Genomic DNA, 14,139 nt, shown 5'->3' on the forward strand with positions numbered 1-14,139 from the left:
TCACCATGCAAAGAAGACAATGGTTGAAAGGTGCTGGTGCGGCTGCACTGAGTTTTGCAGGCATCCCGTCTGCGTGGGCCAATGGCGCTGCCACTGCACCCCGGCTGCTGGTCGTGCTGCTGCGAGGTGGCATGGACGGATTGGCCGCTGTTCCGCCTATCGGCGATGCAAACTACGCCGCCATTCGGCCCACCATCGCGGTCCAGAACAGTTTGCGGCTGGATGGCTCGTTTGGCCTGCACCCATCGCTCAAGCACCTGCACCAGTTGTGGGGTCAAGAGCAACTGGCGGTGGTTCACAGCACCGGCTTTACTTATGCCGGGCGGTCGCATTTCGAGGGGCAGGACGTGATGCAATCGGGCATGCTAAAGCCCTACACCTCGGCGTCAGGATGGCTGGGTCGGGCGATGCAGGTGGCGCGGGTGGCAGGCGGCGTTTCGATTTCAATACCCATGCCTTTGATTCTCCGGGGCAACCCAGAATCTTCCACGAAATTTCCCAACTGGATGCCTCCCTTGACGCCGACCGTCGCAGACTCTCTGGAAGCTTTGTGGTCGAAAGACGGACTGATGTCACCCTATGCGTCCATCATCCGAGCCGAGGCGGCAACCCAGCGGCAAAGTGCCATGAATCGACAGGATTTCTCCAGCGCACGTTCTTTGCCAGAGCTGGGCCGCCTGGCCGGACAAGAAATGAGTCAACCACAGGGCCCCCGTGTGGGCCTCATCGATTTCACACACGGGTTTGACACGCACGCCAGCCAGGGTGCCGATCAAGGCGGGCACGCTGACCAATTGCTTAAGGTCGATCAATTGGTCCAGAACTTTCAAGCCGCGATGGGGCCCATGTGGGCCAATGCCCTGGTGGTGACCGTGACCGAGTTTGGCCGAACAGCGGCTGAAAACGGCACCACAGGCACAGACCATGGCGTGGGCACTTGCTGCATGCTGGCGGGCGGTTTGATTGGTCGCTCGAAGGTCTATGCCGATTGGCGTGGCCTGCACAAAGACCAATTGTTTGAAGGCCGCGACCTGCCGCCAACGATCGATGTGGCGGCGGTCTATGCGAAAGTGATTGAGCGGGTGTTTGAGGTCACCCCTGCTGCCATTCAGCAGCAGGTCATTGCGCACAAGCCCCATGCCGCATTGAACGGCCTGCTGATTTAAACCCCCCGATTAATCCAACAAGCCCATCGCCTCGCCCATCACGATCGGGCGGGTGGGCGTCCAGTCCTTGTTGAACTGCATCACGCCTTGGGGGAACAACATCACCACGGTAGAGCCGAGCAAAAAGCGGCCCATCTCTTCGCCCTGCGCCAGGCTGATGTTGCCCATTTCATAAGCCCATTCGCGCACCGTGCCTGGACGCGGTGGGTTGACCACCCCGTGCCACACCGTGGCCATGCTGCCCACAATGGTCGCGCCCACCAGCACCATCACAAAGGGGCCGTGCTCGCCTTCAAACACACACACCACCCGTTCATTGCGCGCAAACAGGCCGGGCACGCCGCGCGCCGTGGTCGGGTTGACCGAAAACAAATCGCCGGGCACATAAATCATGCGCGTCAAGCGGCCCGCGCAAGGCATGTGGATGCGGTGGTAGTCGCGGGGGCTCAGGTAAAGGGTGGCAAATTCGCCATCTTGAAACTGCGCCGCCAAGGCCGCGTCACCGCCCACCAGCGCTTGCGTGCTGTAGCTGTGGCCTTTGGCCTGAAACACCAGATCGCCCGCGATGGGGCCGCACTGGCTGATGGCCCCGTCAACCGGGCTGACAAAAGCCGCCGCCGCCAATGGGCGTGCGCTGGCTTGGAGCGGGCGGGTGAAAAATTCGTTGAAGCTTTTGTAGCTGGTTGTGTCGGGGTTGGCCGCTTCGGCCATGTTCACGTTGTAGCGCTTGACGAACCAGTCGATGATGCGGGTGGTCGTGCCCCCCCACTGGCTGCCCGCCACCCAACCCGCAAAAGCGGTCAGGGCTTGTTTGGGAATCAGGTATTGCGGCAAGACCGCCAAGCGGTCAGAAAAAGAAGGGGACATGAAGAGGCCGCCAGGGCGGTTCAAGAGAAGGCCTTGATTTTATCGGGCGATGGCCACGGGTTTCCCCGTGGGGCAGCAGGCACAATCCCAGCATGAACACCCCTTTGCTTTCGGTCGATCATTTGGTCAAGCGCTACGGCGACGCCACCGTGGTCAATGACCTGTCTTTCCACATCAACCCCGGCGAATGCCTGGGTGTGATCGGCCCCAACGGGGCTGGCAAAACCACCACACTGCGCATGTGCCTAGGCTTGTCGCAGCCCGATGGCGGCGACATCGTCTACTTTGGCGGCCAGCAAATGCCGCGCGACGCGCTGGCCATCAAGTCGCAGCTGGGCGTGGTCGCGCAGATGGACACGCTGGACCCTGACTTCACATCGGAAGAAAACCTGCTGGTCTTTGGCCGCTACTTTGGCCTGCCCGACGCCACCATCCGCGAGCGCATTCCGCAGCTGCTGGAGTTTGCCGCGCTCACCCATAAAGCCAAAGCCAAACCCGGCGAATTGTCGGGCGGCATGAAGCGACGCCTGAGCCTGGCCCGCGCCCTCATCAACCACCCGCAACTGCTCATGCTGGACGAGCCCACCACCGGCCTGGACCCGCAGGCGCGGCACCTCATGTGGGAACGCCTGCAAGTGCTGCTGCAAGAAGGCAAATCCATCTTGCTCACCACGCATTTCATGGACGAGGCCGAACGCCTGTGTTCACGCCTGTTGGTGCTGGACCAAGGCCGCAAGATCGCCGAAGGCAAACCTCGCGACCTGATCGCCGAGCACCTGGAGCCCGAAGTGGTCGAGGTGTTTGGCCAAGGCGCGGTGGCGCTGGCGCAAGAAGCCGACCTCAAAGCGCTGGCGGGCCGCATCGAAGTCAGCGGCGAAACCGTGTTCTTCTACACCCACGACAGCCGTTCGCTGCTGGCGGCCTTGCAAGCCTGGCCTGCGCTGCGCACGCTGCACCGTCCTTCCAATTTGGAAGACCTGTTCTTGAAATTGACCGGACGCCAAATCCGCGAAGAAGGTTGAGCCATGAGTCAGATTCAAAACAACATCTGGGCCGCGCCCCAACTGTCCATGCGCTGGTGGCCTGTATTTCTGCGCAACTGGTTGGTCTGGAAAAAACTGGCCATCCCCAGCCTGGTGGGCAACATCGCCGAGCCGCTGATGTGGCTGGTGGCCTTTGGCTATGGCCTGGGTTCGCTGGTCGGGCAAATTGAACTGGGGGGCGAGAAAGTGCCCTACATCCTGTATTTGGCCAGCGGCAGCATCTGCATGAGCGCCATGAACGCGGCCACCTTTGAGGCGCTGTACTCGGCCTTCTCGCGCATGCATGTGCAAAAAACCTGGGACGGCATCATGAACGCCCCAGTGCGGCTTGATGACGTGGTGCTGGCCGAAATGCTGTGGGCCGCCTTCAAGGCGCTGTTCACCGTCACCGCCATATTGGGCGTGATGCTCGCTTTGGGCATCAGCCACAGCTGGAAGCTGCTGGTGGCCTGGCCCGTGCTGTTGGGCGTGGGCATCACCTTCAGCTGCATGGCGCTGATCTTCAACGCACTGGCCAAAGGCTACGACTTCTTCACCTATTACTTCACCTTGTTCCTCACGCCCATGATGTTCCTTTCGGGCATCTTTTTCCCGCGTGAACAACTGCCCGGCTTTGTGCGTGTGATCGCCGATTGGCTGCCGCTGTCGGTGGCGGTGGATTTGGTGCGCCCCCTCTTCATGGACCACTGGCCCGACCAGCCGCTGCGCCATGTGCTGGTGCTGGCGGGGTTTGCGGTGGTGTCCTTTTGGGTGGCGCTGGCGCTGACGAGGAAGCGGTTCAGGAGTTGAATAGCTAAGGCCGAATGAGGTTTTTAGATTTAACGTGGTTTCAGTGACTGACGCTTGCCCAGGTCAAATAACCCCAGAGCACCACATACAGACACGACCCCGCAGTCAAAGCTTGTGACGAATACGTCCCCATGAACCGTTCTGTGAACAACCCCCACAGCGGTATAAATTGCTGGGCGTGTACACCCAAGAAATGGGATGGGCGAATATCCCTGTCAAGATGCCAGCCGACAATAGGCAGGCCTGACCCTGCAGGGGGCTGGTGTCCTCCCAACATGAATCCGCTGATCGTGGAAAGCACGAAGGTCAGCACCAATCCAACGATGACGGCCCATGCCGTCACTGTGAGTGGGGTAGCGCCCCGTGCTGCCCATATTTCCCAAGCCAACCAGGCTTGAGATGAAGTCAGTCCGACTGCCGCAAAGCCCATCAGACCAAACATGAAGGCATGCCAAGAATCGCTGGTGTTGTAGTGGGATGCAGCCCCTTGGGACGCCTGGTAGGTGATGTACACCACCTCGAAAAGTGATGTGAGCACGATCAATGCGCAAACGCCCAGGTATGCCTGCCCCTGCGTGATGGCTGAGTTAGCCAGTTCGGCAACCCACACGGTGGTCCAGACAAACAAGGCGGTGGCCGCCATGAATTTCATGGGCTTGACCCAGATGCCCACCTCGCGCAGGGTCCGCACATCGCTCAGCGAAAAGAGGTAAGTCAGCCCGCAGGCCAGCCACATCAATGCGCCGTAGACCATCAATGATTTGGATATCCATGACAGTGCAGAGACGTCGAAAGGTGGCCACCATGGGCCATGGCTAACGTAGGCTTCTTGCATTAAAAATCTCAAATATTGGCGCTGTGAACGCCAGGCGCATGAAAGACGCGGGAGTCAGTGAATGGCGTAGTAGCCTTCATGGCGTATTTTGCAATGTCCGCAGCATGCACTTCAGCGCAATCCAAAAATGGAAAGCCCGGGTCGGAATTTTTATTGAAAACCAGTGCCAGATCGGTACCTGCCAGCAGGATGGATTCGCAGCCTTCTTCGTCTATCAAGGCATTGGCGGCGCTCAGAAATACCGCGCGATGCTGTTCTGTCGCCACGCCTTGGCTTGCCATGGACACGTAGGCCTCGTGCACTTGCGTCAACTTGGAGGTTGGTGCAAGCACTTGGACGCCATTGAGCACGCCGTAAAACTGCGACTCCATGACCACGCGCGTGCCCAGTAAGCCTACTCTTTTTAAGCCTCGGCGATCAACCTCTGCCTTGACTGTTTCAAGAAGATCGATGACTGGGATTGGAGAAATTTTTTTGAAAGCCTCAATGCAAAAATGTCCGGCGATCGACGTCACGGCGATCATTTCTGCACCGCACTGTTTTAAGCGTTTGGCCAGTTCCATGTAAATAGCCACTTGTGCAGACTGGTCGCCCGCTGCTTGATGGCGCAGCAGTGAGGGCGTGTCAGCATGGGCCATCGTGAGTTGCAAATCCACACCTGCTTTGGCCATGGTCGCAATCAGTTGCCGATAGTAATAGTCCGTGGCAGCAGGGCCAATGCCAACGATCATGCCGATGTGCATGGATGAACTCCCAAAAAGCACTGAATGTTAGCGGGTAGAAACGACAAGGCGACATCCTCGATAACCCCATGCCCGCAACCCGGGTTGGGCCTATCTCGGCCGTCAGGCCCGTGTGAAACAGCCCCGTTAAGATGTTTGCAAATCCCATTTACCCGTTTTGAAGGACAGAACATGAGCATCCAAACCGTAGGCATCATTGGCGCAGGCACCATGGGCAATGGCATCGCACAGGCGTGTGCTGTGTCGGGCATTCCGGTGGTGATGGTGGACATTTCTGAGGCGGCCGTGGCCAAGGGCATCGCCACCGTATCGGGCAGTCTGGACCGCTTGGTTAAAAAAGAAAAGATCACCGAGGCCGACAAGGCCAAGGCGTTGGGCCTGATCAAGGGCAGCACTTCTTATGACGACCTGAAGGCCACCCAGTTGGTCATTGAGGCCGCCACCGAGAACCAGGACCTCAAGGTCAAAATCCTCAAGCAGCTCGATGGCATGTTGCCTGCCGACGTGATCATCGCCTCCAACACCTCGTCGATCTCGATCACCCAGCTGGCCGCTGCCACGCAGCGTGCCGACCGTTTCATCGGCATGCACTTCTTCAACCCCGTGCCCATGATGGCCTTGGTCGAGATCATTCGCGGCCTGCAAACCAGCGACGCCACCCACGACGCGGTGCACGCGCTGGCCACCGCCTTGGGCAAGACCCCGATCACCGTCAAAAACGCGCCCGGCTTTGTGGTCAACCGCATTTTGGTGCCCATGATCAACGAAGCGCTGTTTGTGCTGGCCGAAGGCCTGGCCACGCCCGAAGACATCGATGCGGGCATGAAGCTCGGCTGCAACCAGCCGATCGGCCCCTTGGCGCTGGCCGACATGATCGGCCTGGACGTTTGCCTTGCCGTGATGGAGGTCTACCTCAAGGAGTTCGGTGACAGCAAATACCGCCCTTGCCCTTTGCTGAAAGAAATGGTCGCTGCCGGGCGTTTGGGCCGCAAGACAGGACAGGGCGTTTACGCCTACTGATGCCTTGGTTCGAAGCCTCGGGCCGCGGCTTCGGTCGTGCGCCACAATCGGCGCATGACCGACACGAACGCTTTGCACCCTTACGCTGAACTCACCCCGGACCGCGTGATGGACGCTTTGACCGATTTGGGCCTTTGGCCCGATGGCCGTTTGCTGGCGCTCAGCTCTTACGAAAACCGCGTGTACCGCGCCCACCTGGACGAACCGGTGCAAGGCGCGTCGGCGGTGGTGCTCAAGTTTTACCGGCCTGGCCGCTGGAGTCGTGTGCAGATTCAGGAAGAGCACGACTTTGCCGCCGAACTGGTGGCCGCCGAGGTGCCTGTGGTCGCACCGATGACCCTGAATGGGCAGACCTTGCACCCAACGGCAGGCTTTGATTTTTCGGTCAGCCCTTTGCGTGGGGGGCGTGCGCCCGAGCTGGATGACTTCGAGGTGCTGGAGTGGATTGGCCGCTTTCTGGCCCGCATCCACACCGTGGGCGCGGTCAAGCCTTTTGCACACCGGCCCACGCTCGATGTGCAGACCTTTGCGCTGGAGCCTGCCCAATGGCTGCAAACCCATCAGATGATTCCGCTGGAAGTCGAGCGCGAATGGCGCGATGCGCTGGTGCCTGCGCTGGCCTTGATCGAAGCGGCGTTTGCGCAAGGCGCGTCAGAGCGACGCTTGCTGCGCCTGCATGGCGACTGCCACCCCGGCAATATTTTGTGGACACCAGCCGAGCTGCCCGGAGGTGGCCCGCACTTTGTGGACTTGGACGATGCCCGCATGGGGCCAGCGGTGCAGGACCTGTGGATGCTCTTGTCGGGTGACCGCCGTCAGCGCACGCAGCAGTTGTCGGCGCTGCTGGACGGTTATGAACAGGTGCGCGACTTTGACCGCGCAGAGTTGCAGTTGATCGAGGCGCTGCGCACGCTGCGCTTGATCCATTACAGCGCTTGGCTGGCGCGGCGGTGGCAAGACCCGATTTTCCCGATCAATTTTCCGTGGTTTGGCACGCCCGACTATTGGCGCGGGCAGGTGCTCATGCTGCAAGAGCAGGTGGAACAAATGCAGGAAGCGCCGCTCAGCGTGTGAACTGAGCGTGTGTGCTCAGCGCCGCGCAGGCTGCACGCCCAGCGCCATGGCGCAGCCAATCAAGGCCGGTTGTTCGGCGCGGATCACGTAGGTGGGGATGCGCTTCATGTAGTTTTCAAAACGGCCTTTGGCCTCAAACGCCGCCCTGAAACCCGATTGCTCAAAGTAGTCGCCCAAGCGCCCGATCACCCCACCACCGATGTAGATGCCACCGCGTGCGCCCAGCGTCACGGCCAGGTTGGCCGCCGCGTTGCCCAGCAGACGGCACATGCACGCCAGCGCTTCTTCGCAGGCCACGTCTTGGGCGGCCAGTGCGCGTTCGGTCACTTGTGCAGCCACCAGGGCTTCGGCCTCGGTTCCATTGAGTTCACAAATGGCACGGTACAAATTTTCCAGGCCCATGCCCGAGACCACGCGCTCGACAGAAACGTGGGGGTGTGTGCGCCACAAGATGCGCAAGATGTCGGCCTCGCGCTCGCAGGTGGGCGACATGCTCACATGCCCGCCTTCGCCCGCAATGGGCACCCAGTCGCCCCGCCGTGAACGCACCAGCGACGACACGCCCAAGCCCGTGCCCGGCCCGATCAGGCCTTTGGGGGCATCGGGCACGGGCTGGCCCGAACCGATTTGTTGCAGGTCGTTGCCTTGCAAGGCCGGGGCGGCCATGGCCATGGCCTCCCAGTCGTTGAGCATCAAGAGGCTGTCCAGCCCCAGCGCTTGGCGCGTGGCCTCGATGGAGAACTGCCAGTGGTTGTTGGTCATCTTCAGCACATCGCCGTCGATCGGGTTGGCAATGGCGATGCACGCTTGCTGCACACGGGGCTGGCCCACTTGCTGCAAATAAGCCGCCGCTGCTGCCGCCAAGTCGGCGAACTGGCCGGTGGGCAAAGTGATCTCTTGGGTGATGGGCGTGCCGTCGCCGTGCACCAAGGCAAAGCGGGCGTTGGTGCCGCCAATGTCGCCCAGCAGGCTTGGGGTGGTGTTGGGGGTGTGCAGGGTGTTCATGGCTGTGTGGTGTGTGGGCGCCAAGCGTATCAGCGTGGGTGTGCGGTTCGGGGCTTCCAAGTTACCAATGTGTTCCCAATTTCAAGCTGGCGCGTGCTTGGGGCTGGTCTGGGCCAGCGGCAGTTCGATGTGCACGCACAAGCCATGGGGCAGGGCCGGGGTCAGCTCTACGTGCCCGGCGCTGCGTTCCACGATTTCCTTGACGATGGCCAAGCCCAGCCCGCAGCCCTCGCCCGCATCGGTGGCCCGCACAAAACGCTCGAACACGCGTGCAAGATCGCCTGTGGCAATGCCGGGGCCGTTGTCGATCACCTCCAGCAGGGCCACCTCGGGTTTGTGCGCCATGTGGGCCACGCGCACCGTGACTTGGCTGTTTGCCCCGGCATAGTGCAAGGCGTTGTCAATCAGGTTGCTCAGTGCTTCGCGCATGAGCAGTTCATTGGCCTCGATCCAGACCGGCGGGGCGGCGGTGGCGGGGTGATCGTCGTCGCCGGTTTGTTCCATCCCCAAATCAATGCGCAAGCGCAAGGCGCGGGGCACCCATTCGGCGGTGACGACTTGGGCCATGCGGTGCAAGTCAAAGCGCTTGCGGTCGTGGGCCATCACCGATTCGGGCTCGGCCCGTGCCAAGGTCAGCAGTTGGTTGACCAAGTGGGCGCTGCGGGTGGCGCTGTCGTGCACGCGTTGCAGCCGCGCGCGCAGCTCGGGGTCGGTGGTCGATTGCAAGGCGATTTCGGTTTGGCTTTTGAGGCCCGCCAAAGGCGTGCGCAACTGGTGCGCCGCATCGCCAATGAAGCGCTTTTGTGTGGCCACAGTGTTTTGCACGGCGGCCAGCAAGGTGTTGATGGCCGTGGCCAGCGACCACAGCTCTCGCGGGGCCGATGCCAGTTGCAGCGGGGCCAAGTCGGTGGGCGCACGGCCTTCGACTTGCTGGCGCAGACGGGCCAGCGGCGACAGGACTGCACGAATGCCCAGCCACACGATCAAGGTCATCAGCAGCACCAAGCTCGACATGGGCAGCAGCATGTCGACCAAGATGCGACGGGCCAGCTCTTCGCGGTTGGCACTGCTGCGGGCCACTTGCACCAGCATGGTTTGCGGGGCGTTGGCTTCGTCACCAAAGCGCAGGTACAACGCCACCAACCGCAGGGGCTGTCCCGTGGGCGCTTGCAGTGCAGCGCGGCCCTGCATTGGCATGGTGCCATCGTGAAAATAGGGGGTGTTCAATGCGGGCTCGACGGGCGCTGCATCCTGTGTGGGCAAGATGGGGGCCGGCAAAGATTGGTTGCCCAAAATGAACTGCCCCGGCGGCGAGCTCACCATGTAAAGCAGTTTGTCCGCCGGGTCGGCCTCGAGCACATCTTGCGCGGCACGCGGAAAGTCGATCAGCAACCCGTTGCCAATGGGTTTGAGCTGCCGTGCCAGCGAGCGGCTGGCTTGCAACAAGCTCGCGTCAATCGCTTGATTGGCGTAACCCGCTGCAAATCGGTAGGTGGCCACACCACCCGCCATCCACAACACCATTTGTGGCAACAACAGCCACAGCAGCAACTGGCGAGCCAGCGAGACGCCCGCTTGACCTGCCTGTGCCGAGGGTTCATGGGCCTTTGCGGTCATGCGCGATGGCTCAGCATGTGGGACGGCCTGTCACGCCTGGGCTTCCAGCAGGTAGCCCAGGCCGCGCACCGTGCGAATGACCAGCCCCGCATCTTCCAGCTTGCGGCGCAAGCGGTGGATGTAGACCTCGATCGAGTTGCCGCCACCGGTTTCGCCGCCCTCGTCGCTCCAGGCCTGGTTGATTTGTTCTTTGGTAACCACTTTGTCGCGCTGGTTGACCAGCAGTTCCAGCAGCGTCCATTCGCGGCCACTCAGCTCCAGCGGCTCGCCACTCACCACTGCGCGGCGCGATGTGGCATCCAGTGACAGGCGACCAAAGGGGGCTGAGGCGCTGGCCGGTTGCGTGCGCCGCAGCAGGGCTTGCAGACGGGCCAGCAGCTCGGGAAAGTCAAAGGGTTTTGTCACGTAGTCGTCCGCGCCAGCTTGCAGACCGGCCACCCGGTCGTCCAGCGCATCGCGGGCCGACAACAGCAGCACGGGCAAGCTGGGGTGGGTTCGGCGGACATGCTGCAACACGGCCAAGCCGTCCATCATGGGCAAACCGATGTCCAGCACAGCGATGTCGAAATGCTGCTTTTGGAGCAGATAGTCGGCGACGGCCCCGTTGGGGGCGTGTTCCACCTCAAAACCAGCGCCGCCCAGTTGGGTGGTCAGGGCGTCGGCGAGCATGGCATCGTCTTCGGCAAGCAGCAATTTCATGCCCGAAGCTTAATGGATTGTTCAGTCTTCGGCCCTTAAATCGGCAAATTCTGGCTTAGGGTTTAACCTGATGTTAATTAATTAATGGAATATTAATATTCGATCCGTCGAGGTTCACATGGCTATTTCGCCGCCTCGCACAACCACTCAGGTCCTCAGTGGCCCTTACAAGGAGACTCTCTTGAAATCTACTCAATTGTTCCAACGTTCGATTCTGGCCACAGCCGCAGTGCTGGCCTTTGCTGCCCATGCTGGCGAAGTCGAAGTTCTGCATTACTGGACCAGCGGCGGCGAAGCCAAATCGGCCGCAGCCCTGAAAGCCACTTTGCAAGCCAAAGGCCATGTCTGGAAAGACTTCGCCGTGGCAGGTGGCGGTGGTGACAACGCCATGACCGTGCTCAAGTCGCGCGTGGTGTCGGGCAATGCCCCAGCCGCTGCGCAAATCAAAGGCCCCGCTTTGCAAGAGTGGGCCGGTGAAGGCGTGTTGGCCAACATCGACGATGTGGCCAAGGCCGAAAAGTGGGACAGCCTGCTGCCCCCCGTGGTCGCCAACGTCATGAAATACAAGGGCAACTACATTGCCGCCCCTGTCAACGTGCACCGCGTGAACTGGCTGTGGGCCAGCAACGCTGCGTTCAAGAAGGCCGGCGCCAAAGTGCCGACCAACTGGGACGAGTTCTTTGTGGCCGCTGAAGCCCTGAAAAAAGCCGGCATCATCCCCGTGGCCCACGGTGGTCAAAACTGGCAAGACTTCACCACTTTCGAGAGCGTGGCTCTGGGTGTTGGCGGTGCTGACTTCTACAAGCAAGCTTTGGTGCAACTGGACCAAGGCGCTTTGACCGGCGCGACCATGACCAAGGTGCTCGACACCTTCAAAAAGGTCAAGTCCTACACCGACAAAAACGCACCTGGCCGTGACTGGAACCTGGCCACTGCCATGGTCATCAAGGGCGAAGCCGGTATGCAGTTGATGGGTGACTGGGCCAAAGGCGAATTCGTCGCCGCTGGCAAAAAGCCCGGCGCTGACTTCACCTGCGCAGCCGCACCTGGCACTGCCAAGTCCTTCACCTTCAACGTGGACTCTTTTGCCATGTTCAAGCTGAAAAACGAAGCCAATAGCCAGGCCCAAAAGGACTTGGCGACCGCCATCATGTCGACCGATTTCCAAGAAGTTTTCAACCTGAACAAGGGCTCTATCCCTGTGCGTTTGAACATGAACCTGGCCAAGTTTGACGACTGCGCCAAGCTCAGCGCCAACGACTTCGTGGCCACTGCCAAAAACGGCGGCTTGGTGCCATCGGTGGCGCACGGCATGGCCATCGGCTCGGCCACATCGGGTGCGATCCAGGACGCCGTCAGCCAGTTCTGGAACGACGACAAGATGAGCAGCAAAGACGCTCAGGCCAAGATCGCTTCGGCAGCCAAGGTCAAGTAAGTCTTTGAGCCACCCTTAGGGTGGCCAGAACAAACCCTTGGGGTTTGTTGTCTCTTTTGCCACCGGGCTGCAGGTCACAAGCTTGCAGCCCGCGTCGGCCTCTGATTGGATCACCCATGTCTGCATCATCCCCCCAGCAAGCCGCGTGGCTGCCCAAGCTGGTCATTGCGCCCAGCTTTGTGGTGTCGCTGCTGTTCATTTATGGCCTGATGGCCTGGAACGGCTACCTGTCCATGTCCGCCTCGCGGATCTTGCCCAACTACGAATTTGTCGGCCTGCAGCACTACGCTGCCCTGATGGAAAGCGATCGCTTTCAAGTGGCCATGAGCAACATGGCCGTGTTTGGCGTTTTGTTCATCGGCGGTGCCATGGCACTGGGCGTGTTGCTGGCCATCCTGCTGGACCAAAAGGTGCGCGGCGAAGGCGTTTTGCGCACCATTTATTTGTACCCGATGGCGATTTCTTTCATCGTCACCGGTACCGCCTGGAAGTGGATTTTGAACCCCGGCCTCGGGCTAGAACACCTGATGCGCAGCTGGGGTTTCACCAGCTTCAGTTTTGGCTGGCTGGTGCAGCAGGACATGGCCATTTATTGCGTGGTCATTGCAGGTGTGTGGCAGAGCGCGGGCTTTGTCATGGCGCTGTTTTTGGCCGCCCTGCGCGGCATCGACGACTCGATCATCAAAGCCGCCCAGGTGGACGGCGCGAGCTTGCCGACCATTTACTGGCGCATCATTTTGCCCAGCTTGGGGCCGGTGTTTTTCAGCACCTTGCTGGTGGTGTCGCACTTGGCCATCAAGAGCTTTGACCTGGTGATGGCTTTGACTGCGGGCGGCCCCGGCTATGCCACTGACTTGCCCGCCACCTTCATGTACGCCACTGCATTTACACGCGGCCAGATTGGCGTAGGGGCGGCCAGCGCCACCGTGATGCTGGCCACCGTGGCCGCCATCGTGGTGCCTTACCTTTATTCTGAATTGCGAGGCAAACGATGAACCGCCTGAACTTTCATCGCCTGATCCTGTGGAGCATGTTGCTGTTGTTTGCGGCCTGGTTTCTGGTGCCCTTGTATGTGATGCTGACCACGTCGTTGAAAGACGCAGAGCAGCTGCGCGCAGGCAACCTGCTGAGCCTGCCCACCGCCCCCACGCTGGACGCGTGGTTCAAGGCTTGGGGCAGTGCCTGCACCGGTGTGCAGTGCGAAGGCCTCAAGCCCTTTTTCTGGAACTCGATGGTCATGGTCGTGCCTGCGGTGCTGTTGTCCACCCTGATCGGTTCGCTCAACGGCTATGTGCTCTCCAAGTGGAAGTTCCGTGGCAGCGAGACCCTGTTTGCCTTCATGCTGTTTGGCGTGTTCATGCCCATGCAAGTGGTGCTGCTGCCCATGAGCCAGGTGCTGGGCTGGTTGGGCGTGGCCAGCTCCATTTGGGGCCTGATGCTGGTGCACGTGGTGGCGGGCATTCCATCAACCACGCTGTTTTTCCGCAACTACTACATCGGCCTGCCGGATGAGTTGATCAAGGCCGCACAGCTCGATGGCGCGGGTTTTTGGATGATCTTTCGCCGCATCGTGTTGCCACTGTCTTTGCCGATTTTGGTGGTCACGCTCATCTGGCAGTTCACCAACATCTGGAACGACTTTTTGTACGGTGTGGTGTTCTCGGGTGCCGACAGCAAACCGATCACCGTGGGCCTGAACAACCTGGCCAACACCTCCAGCGCCGTCAAGGAATACAACGTGGACATGGCCGCCGCGCTGATCGCGGCATTGCCCACCCTGTTTGTGTACGTGGTGGCCGGTAAATATTTTGTGCGCGGCCTGACGGCTGGCGCAGTTAAGGGGTAA

14 protein-coding genes are annotated in these 14,139 nt (G+C 60.5%); 8 read left to right on the forward strand and 6 right to left on the reverse strand.

What is annotated here, in order from left to right; genetic code table 11:
• The first annotated feature begins 5 nt into the window (after positions 1–5).
• The gene (locus tag BN3544_RS01825; RefSeq protein ID WP_026036592.1) at positions 6–1,166 is read left to right on the forward strand and encodes a DUF1501 domain-containing protein; all 1,161 of its coding nucleotides are present in this window, start codon (positions 6–8) and stop codon (positions 1,164–1,166) included.
• A gap of 9 nt (positions 1,167–1,175) precedes the next feature.
• Here BN3544_RS01825 and asd read toward each other — a convergent pair whose 3' ends face one another.
• Positions 1,176–2,033: an archaetidylserine decarboxylase gene (gene asd, locus BN3544_RS01830; protein ID WP_019429659.1), complete on the reverse strand. Its 858-nt coding sequence runs from the start codon at positions 2,031–2,033 to the stop codon at positions 1,176–1,178.
• Positions 2,034–2,125: 92 nt separating this feature from the next.
• Here asd and BN3544_RS01835 point away from each other — a divergent pair, with 92 nt between their 5' ends.
• Both BN3544_RS01835 and BN3544_RS01840 read left to right on the forward strand, forming a co-directional pair.
• Entirely contained in the window at positions 2,126–3,055 is a 930-nt protein-coding gene (locus tag BN3544_RS01835; protein ID WP_019429658.1) for an ATP-binding cassette domain-containing protein, read from the forward strand.
• 3 nt (positions 3,056–3,058) lie between these two features.
• Complete coding sequence (locus BN3544_RS01840) at positions 3,059–3,865, forward strand: ABC transporter permease (protein WP_019429657.1); 807 nt, start codon at positions 3,059–3,061, stop codon at positions 3,863–3,865.
• A gap of 40 nt (positions 3,866–3,905) precedes the next feature.
• Here the strand turns inward: BN3544_RS01840 and BN3544_RS01845 are convergent, their stop codons facing one another.
• Complete coding sequence (locus tag BN3544_RS01845) at positions 3,906–4,700, reverse strand: hypothetical protein (protein ID WP_019429656.1); 795 nt, start codon at positions 4,698–4,700, stop codon at positions 3,906–3,908.
• An 8-nt stretch (positions 4,701–4,708) separates the two neighbouring features.
• Complete coding sequence (locus BN3544_RS01850) at positions 4,709–5,443, reverse strand: aspartate/glutamate racemase family protein (protein WP_019429655.1); 735 nt, start codon at positions 5,441–5,443, stop codon at positions 4,709–4,711.
• A gap of 171 nt (positions 5,444–5,614) precedes the next feature.
• On the opposite strand from BN3544_RS01850, the gene BN3544_RS01855 reads away from it, so the two are divergent.
• On the forward strand, positions 5,615–6,463 hold the full coding sequence (locus BN3544_RS01855; protein WP_019429654.1) for a 3-hydroxybutyryl-CoA dehydrogenase: 849 nt from the start codon (positions 5,615–5,617) through the stop codon (positions 6,461–6,463).
• Between the two features lie 54 nt (positions 6,464–6,517).
• The gene (locus BN3544_RS01860; RefSeq protein ID WP_019429653.1) at positions 6,518–7,537 is read left to right on the forward strand and encodes a serine/threonine protein kinase; all 1,020 of its coding nucleotides are present in this window, start codon (positions 6,518–6,520) and stop codon (positions 7,535–7,537) included.
• A gap of 15 nt (positions 7,538–7,552) precedes the next feature.
• Here BN3544_RS01860 and BN3544_RS01865 read toward each other — a convergent pair whose 3' ends face one another.
• The 3 genes from BN3544_RS01865 to BN3544_RS01875 form a co-directional block, all read right to left on the reverse strand.
• Positions 7,553–8,542: a glucokinase gene (locus BN3544_RS01865; protein WP_036074985.1), complete on the reverse strand. Its 990-nt coding sequence runs from the start codon at positions 8,540–8,542 to the stop codon at positions 7,553–7,555.
• 81 nt (positions 8,543–8,623) lie between these two features.
• On the reverse strand, positions 8,624–10,159 hold the full coding sequence (locus BN3544_RS01870) for a sensor histidine kinase (protein ID WP_019429651.1): 1,536 nt from the start codon (positions 10,157–10,159) through the stop codon (positions 8,624–8,626).
• 30 nt (positions 10,160–10,189) lie between these two features.
• The gene (locus BN3544_RS01875; protein ID WP_019429650.1) at positions 10,190–10,858 is read right to left on the reverse strand and encodes a response regulator transcription factor; all 669 of its coding nucleotides are present in this window, start codon (positions 10,856–10,858) and stop codon (positions 10,190–10,192) included.
• Between the two features lie 196 nt (positions 10,859–11,054).
• Here BN3544_RS01875 and BN3544_RS01880 point away from each other — a divergent pair, with 196 nt between their 5' ends.
• The 3 genes from BN3544_RS01880 to BN3544_RS01890 all read left to right on the forward strand — a co-directional run bounded on the left by BN3544_RS01880 (position 11,055) and on the right by BN3544_RS01890 (position 14,139).
• On the forward strand, positions 11,055–12,293 hold the full coding sequence (locus BN3544_RS01880; protein ID WP_019429649.1) for an ABC transporter substrate-binding protein: 1,239 nt from the start codon (positions 11,055–11,057) through the stop codon (positions 12,291–12,293).
• 116 nt (positions 12,294–12,409) lie between these two features.
• A complete protein-coding gene (locus BN3544_RS01885; protein ID WP_019429648.1) occupies positions 12,410–13,288 on the forward strand; it encodes a carbohydrate ABC transporter permease in 879 nt (292 codons plus the stop codon).
• Complete coding sequence (locus BN3544_RS01890) at positions 13,285–14,139, forward strand: carbohydrate ABC transporter permease (protein ID WP_019429647.1); 855 nt, start codon at positions 13,285–13,287, stop codon at positions 14,137–14,139. Before BN3544_RS01885 ends, BN3544_RS01890 begins: the two co-directional genes overlap by 4 nt.

It is taken from the genome of Limnohabitans sp. Rim47, from assembly GCF_001517545.1.
Taxonomy (GTDB): Bacteria; Pseudomonadota; Gammaproteobacteria; order Burkholderiales; family Burkholderiaceae_C; genus Limnohabitans_A.